The organism is uncultured Methylovirgula sp., from assembly GCF_947646745.1.
In the GTDB taxonomy this organism is placed as follows: Bacteria; Pseudomonadota; Alphaproteobacteria; order Rhizobiales; family Beijerinckiaceae; genus Methylovirgula.
The window spans coordinates 29,381-45,996 of the sequence record NZ_CANSHK010000014.1; the positions used below are offsets into that span (position 1 = coordinate 29,381).

At 63.4% G+C, this 16,616-nt stretch carries 17 protein-coding genes; 4 read left to right on the forward strand and 13 right to left on the reverse strand.

The window, feature by feature from the left end; translation table 11 throughout:
- Positions 1-13 precede the first annotated feature (13 nt).
- The 5 genes from ppa to phnN all read right to left on the reverse strand — a co-directional run bounded on the left by ppa (position 14) and on the right by phnN (position 3,881).
- On the reverse strand, positions 14-547 hold the full coding sequence (ppa, locus tag Q0025_RS05880; protein ID WP_297296963.1) for an inorganic diphosphatase: 534 nt from the start codon (positions 545-547) through the stop codon (positions 14-16).
- 180 nt (positions 548-727) lie between these two features.
- The gene (locus tag Q0025_RS05885) at positions 728-1,234 is read right to left on the reverse strand and encodes a GNAT family N-acetyltransferase (protein ID WP_297296965.1); all 507 of its coding nucleotides are present in this window, start codon (positions 1,232-1,234) and stop codon (positions 728-730) included.
- A 282-nt stretch (positions 1,235-1,516) separates the two neighbouring features.
- Positions 1,517-1,666: a hypothetical protein gene (locus tag Q0025_RS05890; protein ID WP_297296967.1), complete on the reverse strand. Its 150-nt coding sequence runs from the start codon at positions 1,664-1,666 to the stop codon at positions 1,517-1,519.
- A 28-nt stretch (positions 1,667-1,694) separates the two neighbouring features.
- Positions 1,695-3,164, reverse strand: coding sequence for a putative sulfate exporter family transporter (locus tag Q0025_RS05895; RefSeq protein WP_297296969.1), 1,470 nt, complete (start codon positions 3,162-3,164; stop codon positions 1,695-1,697).
- A gap of 132 nt (positions 3,165-3,296) precedes the next feature.
- The gene (phnN, locus tag Q0025_RS05900) at positions 3,297-3,881 is read right to left on the reverse strand and encodes a phosphonate metabolism protein/1,5-bisphosphokinase (PRPP-forming) PhnN (RefSeq protein WP_297296971.1); all 585 of its coding nucleotides are present in this window, start codon (positions 3,879-3,881) and stop codon (positions 3,297-3,299) included.
- Between the two features lie 202 nt (positions 3,882-4,083).
- On the opposite strand from phnN, the gene Q0025_RS05905 reads away from it, so the two are divergent.
- Positions 4,084-4,548: a chemotaxis protein CheW gene (locus Q0025_RS05905; protein ID WP_297296973.1), complete on the forward strand. Its 465-nt coding sequence runs from the start codon at positions 4,084-4,086 to the stop codon at positions 4,546-4,548.
- 150 nt (positions 4,549-4,698) lie between these two features.
- Positions 4,699-6,510 (forward strand): chloride channel protein, encoded by a 1,812-nt coding sequence (locus Q0025_RS05910; RefSeq protein WP_297296975.1) that lies wholly within the window; start codon positions 4,699-4,701, stop codon positions 6,508-6,510.
- A gap of 27 nt (positions 6,511-6,537) precedes the next feature.
- Here the strand turns inward: Q0025_RS05910 and Q0025_RS05915 are convergent, their stop codons facing one another.
- The gene (locus Q0025_RS05915; protein ID WP_297296977.1) at positions 6,538-7,470 is read right to left on the reverse strand and encodes an AEC family transporter; all 933 of its coding nucleotides are present in this window, start codon (positions 7,468-7,470) and stop codon (positions 6,538-6,540) included.
- 157 nt (positions 7,471-7,627) lie between these two features.
- Between Q0025_RS05915 and acpA the strand changes: the two genes are divergently transcribed.
- The gene (gene acpA / locus Q0025_RS05920) at positions 7,628-9,166 is read left to right on the forward strand and encodes an acid phosphatase (RefSeq protein ID WP_297296979.1); all 1,539 of its coding nucleotides are present in this window, start codon (positions 7,628-7,630) and stop codon (positions 9,164-9,166) included.
- Positions 9,167-9,182: 16 nt separating this feature from the next.
- On the opposite strand, the gene Q0025_RS05925 is transcribed toward acpA, so the two are convergent.
- The 5 genes from Q0025_RS05925 to Q0025_RS05945 form a co-directional block, all read right to left on the reverse strand.
- Complete coding sequence (locus Q0025_RS05925; protein WP_297296980.1) at positions 9,183-10,232, reverse strand: glycosyltransferase family 1 protein; 1,050 nt, start codon at positions 10,230-10,232, stop codon at positions 9,183-9,185.
- Positions 10,229-11,050, reverse strand: coding sequence for a UDP-2,3-diacylglucosamine diphosphatase (locus tag Q0025_RS05930; protein ID WP_297296982.1), 822 nt, complete (start codon positions 11,048-11,050; stop codon positions 10,229-10,231). Before Q0025_RS05930 ends, Q0025_RS05925 begins: the two co-directional genes overlap by 4 nt.
- 121 nt (positions 11,051-11,171) lie before the next feature.
- Positions 11,172-11,537 (reverse strand): DUF559 domain-containing protein, encoded by a 366-nt coding sequence (locus Q0025_RS05935; protein WP_297296984.1) that lies wholly within the window; start codon positions 11,535-11,537, stop codon positions 11,172-11,174.
- A 120-nt stretch (positions 11,538-11,657) separates the two neighbouring features.
- A complete protein-coding gene (locus tag Q0025_RS05940; RefSeq protein ID WP_297296986.1) occupies positions 11,658-13,133 on the reverse strand; it encodes a porin in 1,476 nt (491 codons plus the stop codon).
- A gap of 344 nt (positions 13,134-13,477) precedes the next feature.
- Complete coding sequence (locus tag Q0025_RS05945) at positions 13,478-13,927, reverse strand: hypothetical protein (protein WP_297296988.1); 450 nt, start codon at positions 13,925-13,927, stop codon at positions 13,478-13,480.
- Positions 13,928-14,258: 331 nt separating this feature from the next.
- Here Q0025_RS05945 and Q0025_RS05950 point away from each other — a divergent pair, with 331 nt between their 5' ends.
- On the forward strand, positions 14,259-14,531 hold the full coding sequence (locus Q0025_RS05950; RefSeq protein ID WP_297296990.1) for a hypothetical protein: 273 nt from the start codon (positions 14,259-14,261) through the stop codon (positions 14,529-14,531).
- Between the two features lies 1 nt (position 14,532).
- Here Q0025_RS05950 and Q0025_RS05955 read toward each other — a convergent pair whose 3' ends face one another.
- Positions 14,533-15,150 (reverse strand): response regulator transcription factor, encoded by a 618-nt coding sequence (locus Q0025_RS05955; RefSeq protein ID WP_297296992.1) that lies wholly within the window; start codon positions 15,148-15,150, stop codon positions 14,533-14,535.
- Complete coding sequence (locus Q0025_RS05960; protein ID WP_297296994.1) at positions 15,147-16,505, reverse strand: HAMP domain-containing protein; 1,359 nt, start codon at positions 16,503-16,505, stop codon at positions 15,147-15,149. Before Q0025_RS05960 ends, Q0025_RS05955 begins: the two co-directional genes overlap by 4 nt.
- Between the last annotated feature and the right edge of the window lie 111 nt (positions 16,506-16,616).

A 16,616-nucleotide genomic window follows, 5' to 3' on the forward strand; every position in this document is an offset into this window, starting at 1 on the left:
GCCATCCGGCCGTTTATTTGGCCGCCTTGGCGCGTTTCAGCCCTTCGAGGATCAGTGCGCGGCCCTCGGCTGCGTCGCCCCAGCGCAGGATCTTCACCCATTTGCCGGGCTCGAGATCCTTATAATGGCTGAAGAAATGCTCGACCTGTTCCAGCGTGATTTGCGGCAGATCGGTATAATTGTGAATCTTCTCGTAGCGCGTCGTCAGCTTCTGCGACGGCACGGCGATGATCTTCTCGTCGCCGCCATGCTCGTCCTGCATCAGCAATACGCCGACGATCCGGCAATTCATCACCGCGCCGGGCGCGATGGCGCGCGTATTGACCACCACCACATCGCAGGGGTCGCCGTCTTCCGATAAAGTATGCGGGACAAAGCCGTAATTGCCGGGGTAGCGCATCGCCGTATAGAGAAAGCGGTCGACGAAAAGCGCACCGGAGGCTTTGTCCATCTCGTATTTAATGGGCTCGCCGCCGATCGGCACTTCGATGACGACATTGATATCGTCAGGCGGGTTCTTGCCGGCGGGGACGGCATCGAGATTCATGGATCGATCCTATTCTTCGGAAATGAGCGTCCGCACGAAATCACGATGATTTTGGCTCGAATCGAGCCAAAATCGGAAACGTGATCGATTCTAAAAACTTCGAGAGGGATTTAGGCGAAAAACCGGATTCGCTTTTTCGCGTCCCGCCCAGGAAGCGCCGCTCAATAGCCGATCGCGCCGTTATTGGAAAGCGAAGGCCACCCGCTCGCGCTGTTCGCTGCCGAAGCGCTCATAGGCGCGGCGCACGACCTTGCCGCCGAGGCGGCCATAGAAATTGAGCGCCGGCTCATTATCGGCGAGCGCCCAGACGAGGAAAGACAGATAGCCATGTTCGGCGAGGTCTTTCCGCGCCGCATTGAACAGCCGCTTGCCGAAGCCGAGGCCCTGGAACTCCGGCGCGATGTAAAGCTCGAAAATCTCGCCGCCGAAATTCATCGCCGGGACGCGATTGCGGCCATAGCTCGCATAGCCTCCGATCGCATCATCGAAGTCGAGGACCATAAGGCGCGACCGCCGCTGAATGGCAGAGCGCCACCAGCTTGGCCCACGCCGGGCGATCATCCGCTCCAATTCCCGGCCGGGAATGATGCCCCGATAAGCGTGCCGCCACGCCGCATCATGCACTTCGGCAATTGCCTCTGCATCCATTTCCCGTGCATCGCGGATCGTGATGAGCGTCTCGGCCATAAAGCAATGTTAGGCCCGCTTCGCCTCCGCCTGCAAGAACTTCTTCTTGGCACTGGCCTGCAGCGGGTGCCGATCTGTGGACGGGAAAATGCAAATGAATTTGCTTGTGAATTTGCTTGATTTTGCGCCGTCGCACCGCCGGTTTTCGCAATCGGCACGACGCGGCGACGAAGGCCGCGGAACGACGATTTTTATGCCTGCGTGTCGTGGCGATGACAGTGCGGCCGGAAATGTTCGGATGGCGCGTTCCGGCCGCACGAGGCTGCGTTGTTGTGACGCCGGCTATAAAAGGCCGAGCGCGTTAACGACGATCAGAATTGCCAATAGGGCTACACCAAGTCCGAGGCTTATTCCGATCAGTTTCTTTTCGATCGGCAGAAGCGGCTCGGCTTCTGCGCCTTGCACTTCGGCTTTGAGATCGATCTGTGCCATTTTGCTCTCCTGAACGTTGCGGCCGGGATCAGCCGGCGAGCGGCGGCTTCACGCCATGGAAGAAAAGCCAAGAGATGAAGAGGCCGACCCAGATGACGAAGCCGAACAGGCTGACGACATAAACGGCGGCGAGCTTGCCGAGGCCGTCCGCCCAAAGGCGGCGGAAATTGGACAGGACGCCGATCGAGAAGAAGGTCAGGACGAAAAAGACGACGCGGAAGATCGTCGTCTCGTCGGCGACGGCTTTCAGCGCCGGCGCCTGGCCCTTCAAGATAAGGGCCGCGGCGAGGCCGAGCGCGAAGGTCAGCACGAAGCCCAGAATGAACTTCGGAAACCGCTCCCAGATTTCGCTGGCCTTGGCTTTGCCGCCCGGGGCGTTGGGATTGATGTAGCTTGTCCAAACATGGGCGAGGACGAAGGCCCAAACGCCGATGAAGACGTCGATGAAGACCTTGATCGTCGTCGTCGTGCCCAGAATCCAACCCGGCTGATAATGGACGCCGGCGGCGACATTCTTGGCGTCGATCAAGGCCTCGGTGATGCCGCCGGCGGCAACGGCGGCACCGTCGGTTTTCACTGCCAAGCCGATCCAACTCGCCGCGACAAGCGGCTCGTGCGCCAGGAAGGTGCTGGCGAGGAACGGCAACAGGAACAGCTCGATCACCGCAAAGACGACGACCAGCGACGCGACGAGGACCGCGACTTGCGAGCGCGCCCGGATGGCGCCCCCCGTAGCGATCGCTGCAGCGACCCCGCAAATCGAGATGCCCGAGGCGAGCGGCGCCGCCGCCTCGCGCGAAAAGCCGAAATATCTGCGGGCGATGAAATAAACGACCGGCCAATAGATGAGATAGGCTTCGACGATGGCGGCAAGCGATCGCACGAAGACGGCGGAGGCAAGATTGAGCTTGCCCGCGACGGTGATGCCGATGGCGCCGCCGAGCAGGACGATGGCGATCTTGACATAAAGATCCGGCCGAATCGCCTCGTCGAGCCAGGCCGCGACGCCCGGAAAGAAGTTGGCGATCAGCAGCCCGACGATGAGCGCGACGATATAGCCACCTTCGGCCGTCAGGTGCAGCGACCAGGTCACTCCATATTTGGCGAGCTCGGCCGGCGTCTCGGCGGCGAAATGCGCGTAGCCGCCAATGTCCCAGGCGAGATAGGCGAGCCAGAAGACGGCTGAGAACGTCACCGCGAAACGGCCGACATTCGCCCTGATGGCGGATGCCGCTGCACTGAGGACCGCAAGCAGCGCCAGATAGGTCAAGGCGAGCGACGCCAGGCCGCCGAGCCAGGCATAGCTCTTGCCGAAAGGCGCCAGCGATTGCGCCGGATCGGTCCAAAGTCTGGACTTCACCGCCCAGCCGAGCAGATCGACGCCGCCCAATCCGAGCAAAGCCAGAACGAAAACAATGATTCCAAGGATGGCGGCGACCCAATCTTCGTTGAGATGCACCGCCGCGCGCTCAACCTGCGAGGCTGTCGTGTCAGTCATGATGAAACCCAAGCTCCCCTGCCGTCATCATAATACATTATTTCGATAGAATTTATATGTAAATACAAGACTTGGTCGTGAATTGGCCGCGGGCGCCGGCTGCTGCGGGGCCTTCGGTCCGATGATCGGCCGCTAAGCTTCGGAAATTATCGACCGCGCCGTTGCGGCAAGCGCGCCGAGCAGGCCGATAAGGTTTTCTGCAGCGGCCGCAGCAGGGCCGGAATTATCGATGACGAAATCGGCGGGGAAGGCGTCCGCAAACGCCTGGTTGCGGGCGAGCCGTTCGTCGATGTCGATTGAGGTGTCGCGCCCGCGTGCGCTGAGTCGCGCGGCGAGAACCTCTGCGGGAGCAGTGACGAGAATCGTGGCGGTGCGCGGAAAATGGGCCTTCGCCGCAACGATGGCTTCGCGCGACACGTTGCAGGCGACGATATGCCCGGCGGCCAGCGCCGGCCGAACCTCCTGACCGATGGCATAGCCAAGGCCGTGCGCGCGCCAGGCCAAGGCGAAAAGGCCAGCGCTGAGGCCTGCCGCATAATCCGCTTCGCTGATGGCGCGGTGATCCTCATGCGCCGACGGCGGTCGCGTGACATAGCGGCGGGGAAAGCTGAAGCCGGGTTCGCCGGCGAGTTTTGCTTTTGCCTGCCGCAGCAAAGTGTCCTTGCCGGCGCCGCTCGGACCCACCACACAGACGAAAATGCCGACCGTTGCGGACACGGAAAGCCCAGAATAAACAGACTGAAACAAGGCATCGACTTTGCGCCAAAAGGCATTGCGGCGCCAGCCTAATCTGGACCTCGGCCGGGCCTCGCGGCGGGCACCAAGCGCTACGATTTTGTTCACTTCTTTCCGGCATAGTTTTCAAAGCGATGCAGACGCCGCGCGGGGGAGCGGCGGCGGATTCCCGAACGGTGATTTCATGGACGAGACGCAGGCTGACAAAACCCAAAGGCGCGAACTGATCGCTTTCCGCATCGGCGCGCAGGAATTCTGCGTGGACATCATGTCGGTCCGCGAAATCCGCGGGTTTACGCCGGCGACGGCACTGCCGCGGGCGCCAAGCTTCGTCCGCGGCGTCATCAACCTGCGCGGGGCCGTGCTGCCGATCGTCGATCTCGCGGCGCGGCTCGGCTTTCCGGCCACCGATCCGACGGTGCGCCACGTTATCATGGTGGTGCAGGTCGATCGCCAGGTCGTCGGCCTCCTTGTCGATGCCGTGCTCGACATCCTCACCGTCGCCGATACGGACATTCAGCCGACGCCCGATGTCGCCTCGGAGATGGCGAAATTGTTCACCCGCGGCGTGCTGGCGATCGACGGGCGAATGATCAGCTGGATCGCGCTCGAACACGTCCTGCCGCCAGCGACGAGCGAAGCGGCCTGATCAAGCCGCGGTTGTCTTGACCCGGCGGCTGCGCCATATGGCCAATCGAGACCAATACCGTTAGAGCGGGATCGGCAGATAAGGACGCGGTCCGCGCGAGCTTGTCTGCGCTGAAAAACCCCTTCGCATCCCGCTCCGGCGAGGCCGGCGATGAACCTTGCCGCTTCGGCACCAATTGAAAAACCAGATGAAAAATCCGCCCCCGCCGGTCCGGTCGCGCGCTGGCGCGGCCTCGTCAGGCGAAGCGAGCCGGCGCTCATCATTCTGGCCATCGCGGTCGGCGCGCTTGCCGCGGGCCTCGTCGCGCTGACCTCCGGCGCGGTCCAGTTGATCCATCAGATTTGTTTCGGCATGGCCGGCAACGCGCGCCTCAGCGGCAGCGAGGCCTTGCGTTCGCCCTATCTGGCCTTCGTCCCGGCATTCGGCGGCGCGATCCTCGGCATCACCGGTCTTTTCATCAAGCGCTGGCGGCCGCGCCGGCCGGTCGATCCGATCGAGGCCAATGCCCTGCACGGCGGCCGCATGTCGCTGACCGACAGCATCCTCATCGCCTTGCAGACCGTCGTCTCCTCCGGTTTCGGCGCTTCCGTCGGGCTTGAGGCCGGCTATACGCAGATCGGCGCGGGCTTCGGCTCGGTCTTGGGAACGCTGTTCCGGATGCGCCGCAGCGACATGCGCACGCTCGTCGGCTGCGGCGCCGCCGGCGCCATTGCCGCCGCTTTCCAGGCGCCGTTGACGGGCGCCTTCTATGGATTCGAACTCATCATCGGCACCTATACGTCGTTCGGCCTGGCGCCGGTCATCGCCGCGTCGATCAGCGCCGTCCTTGCCTCGCGGGCGCTGGGGATCGATGCCAATTTCGTCGGCCATTTCGTCCCGACCGCACAGATCTCGCCGGTCGATTTCGTTGCCTTCGTCTTCCTTGCTTTAGCCTGCGCCGCGGTCGGCATCGGCGTGATGCGCGGCGTGACCTTCGTCGAAAGCCTGTTCAAGCGCAGCCATTTGCCAGCCGCCCTGCAGCCGATCACCGGCGGCCTTTTCGTCGGCTCTCTGGCGCTGGTCACGCCGCATGTTCTCGCCTCCGGCCACGGCGCCTTGCGCACGCTCTTTCAAAACGCCGGGCCCGGGTTGACGCTGCTGCTCGTCATCGTCACGCTGAAATCGCTCGCCTCCGCGATTTCGATCGGCTCGGGCTTTCGCGGCGGCCTGTTCTTCGCGTCGCTCTATATCGGCGGCCTGATGGGCAAGATCGCCAGCGCCATGCTGCCGCTCGTCGTGCCGGGCGCGGTTCCGGATGCTGCGGCCTATACTGTCGTCGGCATGGCCGCGCTGGCCGTCGCCATCGTCGGCGCGCCGCTGACCATGTCTTTCCTCGCGCTCGAGACGACGGGCGATTTTCCGCTGTCGCTGGTGATCCTGATGGCCGCGACATTGGTCTCGGTCATCGTGCGCCGCGCGTTTGGCTATTCCTTCGCCACGTGGCGGCTGCATTTGCGCGGCGAATCGATCCGCAGCGCCCAGGATGTCGGCTGGATGCGCGCCCTGACGGTCGCGCGCATGATGCGCAGCGATCTCCAGCTCACATCCGCGGACCAGAGCCTCGGCGATTTCAAAAACCAGTTTCCGCTGGGCGCAACGAATTGGGTCGCCGCCGTCGATGCCGGCGGGCGCTATCTTGGCCTGATCTCGGTGATCGATGCGCATCTCGCCGCGGCCGAGTCGCGCCCGCCCGAGCTTGCGGGCCTTCTGCGCGAGCCGGAGACGGTGCTGCGGCCCGACTTGAACATCAAGGAGGCGGCGGACATTTTCGACCGCACGCAGAGCGAGGCGCTGGCCGTGGTCGATGCGAGCCGCAGGCCGATCGGCCTGCTGACCGAAGCGCATGTGCTGCGCCGCTATACGGAAGAACTCGAACGCGTGCGGCGCGACCTCGCCGGCGAGGAATGGCTCGGCGAGAACTAGCGGATCGAAGGGATTCGATGCCGACCGTCAGTGCCGCGCCAAATAGAGCGACAATGTCGCAATCGACAGCAGGGTCGAGACGAGGATGACGCGCGAGGTCGTCGCGGCTTCGCGCTTGTAAAATTCCGCCAGCATGAACGAGCCCGTGCCGGTCGGCAGCGCCGCGATGAGGGTCGCGACCTGCGCCTGGAACGCCGGCAAATGGAAGACGAAAACCGCCAGCATCCACGTCAGCAAAGGCTGGAGCAGGAGCTTGATGCCGACGAGCACGGCGGTCATCGTAACGCGGCTCTCGCCCGGCGTGCGGCTTTCGGCCAAAAACAGCCCCAGGGCGACGAGGGCACAGGGCGGCGCCGATTGGCCGAGCAATTTCACGAACGAATCGACCGGCAGCGGCAGGCTGAAGCCGGCGAGGCGCAGCATGGCGGCAAGGGCAGGGACAACAAGAAGCGGGTTGCGCGCCAATGCGGCGGCGACGCGCAATACGAGCGTCAGGCGGTCTTTTTCCTTTTGCAGGCCGATTTCGATCAGGACGATCGCCACAGCGAAAATGAGACAGACGGTGAGGATCGTGGCGATGAGCACCGGCGCCAGCGCTGCCTTGCCGAAGGCCGCGAGAGCCAGCGGAAAGCCCATATAGCCGGTATTGGCATAGGCGCCGTTCAGCCCGTCGACGGCGGCATCGGCGAGCGGGCTTTGCTGACGCAGGCGGACGGCGACCGTCAGCGCGAAACAGACAAAGGCGGCGAGCCCGAAGGCGGCGATGAAGCCCGGCTGCCAGATTTCGCCGCCGCTGGCATGCGCGATGACGTCGAAGAGCAGCGCCGGCAAGGCCAGATAGACGACGTAGCGGTTGATCTCGCCGGTGGCGGATGGCCCCAGGAGGTCGAGGCGCCGTACCAGCCAACCGGCGAAAATCACCGCAAAGATCGGCAGGACGACCGAAAGGGTCGAAATCATGAACGGGCTTTACCTTGCGGCGGGCGGCGTCCTTCCTCTCGATCGTCGTTTTCTTCTCTCGAACCAGAAGCGGGCGGAAAGATCAAATGACGACAACGTCAAACGCGCGTCACAGCGTCCCGGTGTTAAATGCGGCTGCGGCCCGGGAGAGAAGGCGATGAGGGCAATCCGTGCGATCGGTTTGCTGGGCGCGGCGTTTGGCGCTTTGGCGCTGACGGCTGCCCCGGCGCCCGCCGCCGGCGGTCTCGATCAGATCAAGACGATTGTCATCCTCTATGCCGAGAACCGCAGCTTCGATGCGCTCTACGGCGATTTTCCCGGCGCCCGCGGCCTCGCCGATCTTGCGCCGGCGCAGTTTGAGCAGCGCGACCGCGATGGCAAATTGTTGCCGACCCTGCCGCCGATTTGGCGCGGCCTGACCGGCAAGCACGTGGTGCCGCCGATTCCGCAGGAGAAGACGAAAGGGCTGCCCAATGCGCCGTTCGCCATCGACGATCCGAAGGGCTTCAACCTGCCGCTCAGCATCGAGACGCGCGACCTCGTGCACCGCTTCTATCAGAATCAGATGCAGATCGACGGCGGCAAGAACGACCGCTTCGCCGCCTATAGCGATGCCGGCGGCCTCGTCATGGGCCATTACGACGGGTCGAAACTGCCGCTTTGGCCGATCGCCAAGGACTATGTGCTGGCCGACAATTTCTTCATGGGCGCGTTCGGCGGCTCGTTCCTCAACCATTTCGAACTGATCTGCGCCTGCGCGCCGATCTATCCGCATGCCAACGAGAGCCCGGCGAAGGATCAGATTTCAGCCATCAACCCGGACGGCGTCAGCCTTAAGCTCGCGGCCGATTCGCCCGCCTCGGCCCTCGACGGACCGCCGAAATTCGCCAAAGACCGCGCGCTGACGCCGGATTTCTACGCGGTCAATACCATGCAGCCGCCCTATCAGCCGAGCGCCAATCCGCCGCAACCGGGCGGCGACCCGGCGCTCGCCGATCGGCACGCCGCGACGACCTTGCCGCCGCAGACCGAGACCACGATCGGCGATCTTCTCGATGATAAGAACATCGCCTGGGCCTGGTATGCCGGCGGCTGGGGCGCGGCGCTCTCAGGCAAGGACACGAAGGATTCGGAGGCGCTCGTCTTTCATCATCAGCCGTTCAATTACTTCAAATTCCTCGCTCCGGGCACGCCGGCGCGGGCCGCGCATCTGCGCGACGCGGGGCTTGCCGGGGAACTCTTCATCAAAGATATCGATGCGGGCGCGCTGCCGCCGGTGACGTTCTACAAGCCGCCCGCCAATCTCGACGAACATCCGGGCTATGCCGATGTGCTCGCCGGCGACAAGCACCTCTTCGACATCGTGGGGCATCTGCAGAAAAGCCCGCAATGGCCGCATATGGTGGTGATCATCACCTATGATGAGAATGGCGGCTTCTGGGACCATGTCGCGCCGCCGAAGGGCGACCGCTTCGGCCCCGGTACGCGAGTGCCGACTCTGATCGTCTCGCCCTTCGCTGGACGCGGCCGCGTCGATCACACGCTCTACGACACGACCTCGATCCTACGGCTGATTACGCGGCGTTTCGGATTGCCGGAATTGGCTGGGTTGAAGGCGCGCGACGCGGCTATGGCGAAGGCGGGCGAGCCGAAACTCGGCGATCTGACCGGCGCGCTCGATCTGTCGGGGAATTAGGCGGCGGCCGCGCGATTCAGGCCGGCTCGGCGAGATTGGCGAGTTCGATCGACGCGCCCTGGTTCTGCGCCACGCGGATATTGTCGAAGAACTGGCGGGCGCTTTCCTTCCAGGTGAACTTGGCCGCATATTTGCGGCAATGTTCGCGCGAAATGTCGAGCGCCCGCAGCGCTGCCTCGCGCAGGTCGTGGCTCAGGACGCCGGTGCCGGAATCGCCGATCACATCGAGCGGCCCGGTGACCGGGAAGGCCGCGACCGGAACGCCCGAGGCCAAAGCTTCGAGCAGGACGATGCCGAACGTGTCGGTGCGGCTCGGAAAGACGAAGACATCGGCCGCGGAATAGACCTGCGCCAGGGCCTCGCCGCTGCGGGCGCCGAGGAAATGCGCCGCCGGATAGGCGGCGGCAAGGCGCGCCTGCAGGGGCCCGTCGCCGACGATGACTTTCGAGCCGGGCAGATCGAGCTTCAGGAACGCCTCGATATTCTTCTCGACCGCCAAGCGGCCGACGAAGAGAAAGATCGGCCCCGGCAGGCCGGCCAATGCGTTCTCCGGCCGCGGCCGGAACAAAGTGCCGTCAACCCCGCGCGACCAGCGCATCAGGTTGCGGAAACCGTGCCCCGCAAGAATGTTTTCGAGGCTGGGAGAACTCACCATCGTGCCGGCGGCGGCGCTGTGAAAGCGGCGCAGCGCCGCATAGCTCACCCGCATCGGGATAGGCAGCCGCGCCGCGACATATTCCGGGAAGCGCGTGTGATAGCTCGTCGTGAAGGTGCGCCGGCCATGCAGGCAGGCGCGCCGCGTCGCGAGGCCGATCGGCCCTTCCGTCGCGATGTGGATGAAATCCGGATTGAAGTCGGCAATGAAGCCCGCAACCTTGCGCGGATAGGCGAGCGCCAGCCGGATCTCGCGATAGCCGGGCAGGGGCAGCGTCCAAAAATCCGTCGGCGTCAGAAACCGGACATTGACACCGAAGCTCGCCGCATGCGCGGCGATATTCTCGAGCGAGCGGACCACGCCATTGATCTGCGGCCCCCAGGCATCGGTGGCAATCAGAAGTTTGGTCACGCCGCCGTCGCCTCGATCTCAGGCTGCTGGGCCGCCGCGGCGAGCGCTTCCTTGGCTTCGCGCACTTTGTCGGCCCAATGGATAATCTCGAACCGGCCGTCGAAATGTTCAACCAGCGCGGTGCAGCTCTCGACCCAATCGCCGGTGTTCATGTAGCGCACGCCGAAGTCGTCATGGATGATGGCGTGGTGAATATGGCCGCAAATGACGCCATAGGCGTCGCGCCGCCGGGCCTCGCCCGAAAGCGCCGATTCGAACCGGCCGATATGGTTGACGGCGCTCTTCACCTTCAATTTCGCCCAGGACGACAGCGACCAATAATCGAGGCCGAGCCGGCGGCGGACCATATTGAGATAGGTGTTGATCCACAGCGCCAATTCGTAGGCTCCATCGCCGAGCACGGCAAGCCACGGCGCATGCCGGACGACGAGATCGAACTGGTCGCCGTGCATGACGAGGAAGCGCTTGCCGTCCGCCGCCTCGTGGATCGCGGTATCCATGACGTCGATACCGCCGAAATTATGCCCGACGTAATCACGCATGAATTCGTCGTGGTTACCAGGAATATAGGTGATCTTGACGCCTTTGTGGACGCGTTTCAACAGCTTGCGGACGACGTTATTGTGCGATTCCGGCCAATACCAGCCAGATTTCAGCCGCCAGCCGTCGATCACGTCACCGACAAGATAGATATGGTCCACGTCGCAATGCTTGAGGAAGTCGAGCAGGAGGCCTGCCTGGCAACCCTTTGTTCCCAAATGCAGATCGGACAGGAAAAGTGTCCGGACGGCGATGCTGTCGAGATGCTTTTTCGCCACGGTTCCGACTCCCGATGAGACATCATGTCCTTGGCCGAGTCGGGTGGCACTTTGATGACAGGGATGTGGTCCCCTCTCCCCGCCCGCGGGGAGAGGGCTAGGGTGAGGGGCTGGGGATTGGCTATAACGCCTTCCGCCGCTCGAGCACGGCGAGAATCGTCTCCAGGACAGCTTCGGTATTCTCGAAGACGTCGGTGTTTGTGACTCTTAGGACGCGATAATCGGCCTTCGCCAGATGGGCAGAGCGCCGAGCGTCCGCCGCAATCTCTTCCGGGGTGCCGTGTGTCGCGCCATCCACCTCGACGACCAAGTTTTCCTCCCGGCAAAGGAAATCGGCGAAATAAGGTCCGATTGGCGCTTGGCGAACAAATTTGAAGCCGCTTAGCCGGCGCGATCTGAGCTTCGCCCAAAGTTTTGCTTCTGCCGATGTTTGCGATCGGCGCAGTTGACGGGCTCGTCTGACCTCAGGGATTCGCAAACCGCGCATTGGCTCCTCCCTGCCCCTCACCCTAGCCCTCTCCCCGCAAGCGGGGAGAGGGGATCAGGGCAAAAGAAAAGCGCCGGACGGTTGCCCGTCCGGCGCTGAATTCAGGCTTTCAAGAGAGGCTTAGAAGAACCAAGCCGTGCCGAGCCAGAGGTCGTCTTCCTGCAGGTTCTGACCAAGCTGGTTGATCGTCCAGGTGTGGCCGAATTCCGCCTGCAGCGCCATCCAAGGCGTCAGCTGATAGCGCAGGAAGCCGATGATGCTTTCGTTGTCGTGCACCAAGGTCGGCGCAGCGCCAACGGTCCAATCGAAGCCCGTCGCCTGCAAGGCGCTCACGCCCCAGCTCGCGCCGAAGGTGAACTTATCCCAGGTGTAGGACGCCTGGGCATAACCGCCGTAGGACTTGCGGGCATTGCCGGCCAGATCGAAGCCATTGAAGAAGAAGCCCGTCGTGCCGAGGCCCTGGCCATAGTAGCCGTAGGCCACGAAGCTGAAGCCGTCGATGTCCAACTTGCCGAAGCCGTCGACGCCCCAGCTATTGGTCGTCGCTTCCAGCGGCATAGCGGCCAGCGACCCCGTCGCCGTATCGTTCTTGTGCTGCTGCCAGAGGGCATCACCCGACACGGTCAAAGCCGCGCCCGGCGCAATATTGCCCTTCCACTTGATCTGGCCCTGAACCATCGGCAGTTCCTGGCCGGTGAGGGTCGCAGAATAAGGCTGCAACGGGCCGACCAAGCCCCCGACGTTAACCGCGTTCAAAGGCGTCATGGCGCTGATCGACGCGGTGAAGCCGTTGAAGTCCGGCGTCGTATAGGTGATCTGCGGGATCCAGTCCGCATACACATAGCCGATGCCGATGCGGCCGAGCGACGTGTTGGCGGGCGACTGCGTCGTCAGCGGCGAGCCGAGGCCGAGCAGCGTCGCGTCGTTCAAGATGGCGTCCGAACCGAACAGGCCGAGATCGCGGCCGATCTTGACCGTGCCGAAGGTCGGCGTGCCGATCGTGCCGAAGACCTGACGAAGGTCGATGCCGGGGGTGCCGAGCGCAGCCGGTGCGCCAGGACCATTGGCGTTGGAGCCGCCGACCGGGGACACGTTGTTGCCGCCCGTATAGGCGCCGATGGTGAAGCCGAGATCGTAACCCATCTGGTTGGTGGCGATGCTCAGCACGACCGCGCTCGGCAGCAGGCCGGCCTGGATCGAATTATACGGCTGGTTCGGGCTGGCGGTAACGAGGCCGCCCGCAATCGGAGCCGTCGCCGACCCATGACGGTCAAAAGTTTCGTCCGCGCCGAACACGAGGTCGCCGGAGATTTTCACATCGATCGCGCCGACTTCACCTTCCTTGGTGACGAGGCCGGGGATGTGGAAGCCGATGCCCTTGTCGAGGCGGGTCAGGTAACGGTCGTCCGGAACGACGACGACGCCGTCTTTCGAATAATGACGGCCATAGGGGCGGGCCATGTCCGCCTTTTCCGCCGCATGGCGGGACTTCAGCTTGGAGTATTCGCCACGGGTCAGAACGCCCTTGGCGCGCAATTGATCAAGAAGCTGATCGGTCACGTCCGCGCGAGCCTGGCTGACCACAGTCATGCTCATCGCCGCCGCCGCCGCAAAAACGACCATCCGCGCAAGGCGGCCGCTGCGGCGAGACTCGGATGGAGATTTCACCATTAATATGTCCCCCTGTTATCACTTTTATGAGTCGAGTATTCCGGTGCTCGATCCTAGAGATTTTCCCGAAACGGTCGATAGGCTCTGCGACCTTCGAGCGCATTTCGCCAAGCCATGTGGCAATTGGGCGACAGATATGCGCCATGGCAAAGCTCGATATCCCGCAGCGCACGCACGCTTTGCGAATCGCCAAAACCCAAGTTTAAAAAAGGATAAATTTCATTCGCCGCCGGCGGGCCGCAGCGATCATTTCGCTGCGGCAGAACGACTCAGCGGAAGCTGCCGGCGGGGCGCGGCCCTGGGGATAAGGCCGGGCGTGGCGGGGCGGAATCGTGCATATATCCGCTCGGCAGGCCGCCGGCCGGTGCGGCGCCCCCGCCGCCGCCCTGGTAGGGAAGCAGGCTGTCCTGATCCATTTCCAGGCAGGTCAGCATTTCGACATAGCTCGGGATCGGATGCGGCGGGACGCAGCTGCGCCGGCTCGAGGCTTTGAACTTCGACCATTTCTGGCTGAGCTGCTGGCGCGCTTCCTTTTCGTCCAGCATGCAATTGCGGAAGGTTTCCTTGGGGTCCGTCGTCCCGTAGTTCTGCGCCGCGCGGCAGGATTTTTCGACATCGAGAACCGGAACCCGGTCGAGCGAAGCGGCGGCGGGGGCGCTCACCAGCACCGCGCCAGCAAGCAGGGAAAACGCAGGCAGAAGAAGAGCGAATAAGCGCAAGGTCGGACACTCCAGCCGCAAAGCTCTCCCATATCCTAGTTCGGCGCTGCCGAACTGCAACACTCTGCCGAAAAGCACACTTGGCCGAAAAGCACACTTGGCCGAAAAGCGCGTTGGCGGAAAAGCGCCTTGGCCGAAAAGCGCTGCGGCCCGCAGCCGGCGCGAGGCGTGCGGGCAAGCGCGCCCGCCGATCAGGCCTGCATCAGGCTCGCGGCCCAGGATGGGACCGCGATGGAACGCCAGTGCCGCGCCGCACGCGTCTTCCCGAGGTGAAACCAGGCGTTAACTTTTTGTTATCGCGGCGCAGAGCATCCTGGGGATGGAGGCTCTGATGATCCAAATTGGGCTGATCTCCTTTGCTTTTGGCGTCGCGCTTGCGGGGCGCTATCAGTTTCTGATCCTGAGCGTTGCGACCTTCTTGGGTCTCGCCGTCGTCGCCCTTTATGCCCATACGGCGCATTTGACGCTCATGAACGGGGTTCTGAGCGCGCTTCTCTTCGCCCTCTGTCTGCAGGCGGGCTATTTGAGCGGCGCGCTTTTCTTCGACGTCTGCCGGCCGCTCGTCAAAGCGCCCGCGCCCGTCGCCCAACGCCGCTGGCGCTGATTCACGCCTGACGGTTCTGCAGCGAAAAGCGGATCAGATCGGTCGTGCGTTCGAGGCCGAGCTTTTCCTTGAGCCGCGAGCAGGAGTTCGCCACCGTCTTATAGGCGATGCCGAACGTATTGGCGATTTCGAGCAAGCTCTTGCCCTCGCCGAGCAGACGCAAGATTTCCATCTCGCGATTGCTCAACTTCTGCAGCGGGTCTTCTTCGTTCGAAGCGGAGAAAACGAGTTCGTTGGCCGCCTCGCGATCGACGTAGCGCTGCCCCGCCGCGACGCGTTTGACCGCGGTGATGAGTTCGTCGGCCGGGGCGCTTTTGCTGACATAGCCGGAGGCGCCGCCGCGCAAGGCGCGCGAGACATAGCCGGCCTCCGAATACATGGTGAACATGACGATGCGGGTCGTCTTGTTCTCGTTCTTCAATCGCTGCAGCAGCTCAAGCCCGCTGCTGCCGTTGAGATTGATGTCGAGCACGACCACATCCGGCACTTCGCTGCGCAGTTTGGAGAGGCCCTGCTGGGCGGTGCCGGCTTCGACGACTTCGGAGCCTGGAATGGTGCCGAGCAGCCGGCGCACGCCCTCGCGCACGATGCCGTGATCGTCGATCACCAGGATCTTCATTGCGCCGCGATCTCCGGAACGAATTCGATCTCGTCCTCGCTTGGCAAGGGCAAGCGGACGGCGACGGCGACGCCGGATTTGTCGCGGCGGTTCTGAATGGTCAAAGCGCCGCCGAGCAGGGCGGCGCGCTCCTTCATTCCGATCAAGCCAAATCCCCCCGAGGCATTATTGGCATCGAAGCCGCAGCCGTCGTCCGCGATCCGCGCGACGATAAAGCCGCTTTCGTAGGCCTCTTCGATCGAAACCTCAATAAGCGACGGCTGCGAATGCTTGACGGCATTGTTCAGGCTTTCGCGAATGATGCTGTAAAGCGCGCCGTCGATGCGCGGTCCCCAGCTCTTGTCCGGCATATGGATGCGGAAGGTGATCTCCGGCCGCCGCGTCTTCCAATAGGAGATCAGATTGTCGACGGCGCTGGCGAGGCCGAGCGCATGCAGGCCCGAGGGACGCAACTGGCCGAGAATCGCTTTGACATTGCGCTTCATCTCGGCGACGGCGCCGCGGATGGCATGCGAGCGCTCGACGATCGCCGAATAATCCTTGCTCTGCGCGAGTTCGCGGATCGTCATGGCATCGACATCGACGGAAAACAGCAATGGGCTGACATCGTCGTGCAGGTTGCGGGCGAGCTCGATGCGCTCTTCCTCCTGCACCGTCTCGAGCTGTTCGTGCAGGCGATGGTTGCGATGCTCCATTTCGGAAAGCCGCACCGCCATCTCGTTGAACCCGGCGCTGAGCTTGGCGAGTTCGAGCGGCGCGAAGATCGGCACGCGGGCGCGATAGTCGCCGTTGCCGATCCGGGCGAAGGCATGGGTCAATTCTTCCAGCGGCCGCAGGGCGCGGCCGAGCATGAAATAAAGCACGAGGAGGCAGGTGCCGGCAAAGATCGCCAGCAGGAACAGCAGGTTCTTCGCATCGTCCCAAAGCCCGGCGAGATCATTGCGCGCATCGGTTTCGAGCCGCAGCGTGCCGGCACTCTTGAGGGCAGGCGGCAGATCGACGGTCGCGGTCTGCGGCGGCCCGGCCAGAAGCTTGAACAGGAACGGCGGCACCGGATGCCGCGGCGGCGGCAGCAGCGAACGCACCTGGCTGTTGTCGGCCCTCTGCAAGGTCGCGCGGACATTCCGGTCGCCGTTGAAATTGGCGACGATATGCTCGAGCCGCCAGCTTGGCTGGGTAATGCCGTCAGATTCATCGGTGGCATTGGCGACGGCGCGCTGCCCGGCGGCGAGCGCCGCGGTCATGTCGGTTTCCACCTTCTCGTAGGTGCGCCAGAAGACCAGCAGGCTACTCAGCGCCAACGTCGCCAGAAAAATCAACGCAATCGAGCGGACGAGCAGAAGACGCAACGGCAACGACGAATCCTCACGAGCGACCCGCACTTTCCGGACATGACCCGGCAGGGGCGACATTTATCTGCCGCCTTATAGCAGGTTAACGGGCCGCCGGTCTTCCCCTATTCGCCG

Excerpts from the sequence above, each read along its gene's own strand:
- ppa (WP_297296963.1), bottom strand. The coding sequence starts at position 547 with ATGAATCTCGATGCCGTCCCCGCCGGCAAGAACCCGCCTGACGATATC.
- Q0025_RS05885 (WP_297296965.1), bottom strand. The coding sequence starts at position 1,234 with ATGGCCGAGACGCTCATCACGATCCGCGATGCACGGGAAATGGATGCA.
- Q0025_RS05890 (WP_297296967.1), bottom strand. The coding sequence starts at position 1,666 with ATGGCACAGATCGATCTCAAAGCCGAAGTGCAAGGCGCAGAAGCCGAG.
- Q0025_RS05895 (WP_297296969.1), bottom strand. The coding sequence starts at position 3,164 with ATGACTGACACGACAGCCTCGCAGGTTGAGCGCGCGGCGGTGCATCTC.
- Q0025_RS05905 (WP_297296973.1), top strand. The coding sequence starts at position 4,084 with ATGGACGAGACGCAGGCTGACAAAACCCAAAGGCGCGAACTGATCGCT.
- Q0025_RS05910 (WP_297296975.1), top strand. The coding sequence starts at position 4,699 with ATGAACCTTGCCGCTTCGGCACCAATTGAAAAACCAGATGAAAAATCC.
- Q0025_RS05915 (WP_297296977.1), bottom strand. The coding sequence starts at position 7,470 with ATGATTTCGACCCTTTCGGTCGTCCTGCCGATCTTTGCGGTGATTTTC.
- acpA (WP_297296979.1), top strand. The coding sequence starts at position 7,628 with ATGAGGGCAATCCGTGCGATCGGTTTGCTGGGCGCGGCGTTTGGCGCT.
- Q0025_RS05935 (WP_297296984.1), bottom strand. The coding sequence starts at position 11,537 with ATGCGCGGTTTGCGAATCCCTGAGGTCAGACGAGCCCGTCAACTGCGC.
- Q0025_RS05940 (WP_297296986.1), bottom strand. The coding sequence starts at position 13,133 with ATGAGCATGACTGTGGTCAGCCAGGCTCGCGCGGACGTGACCGATCAG.
- Q0025_RS05950 (WP_297296990.1), top strand. The coding sequence starts at position 14,259 with ATGATCCAAATTGGGCTGATCTCCTTTGCTTTTGGCGTCGCGCTTGCG.
- Q0025_RS05955 (WP_297296992.1), bottom strand. The coding sequence starts at position 15,150 with ATGAAGATCCTGGTGATCGACGATCACGGCATCGTGCGCGAGGGCGTG.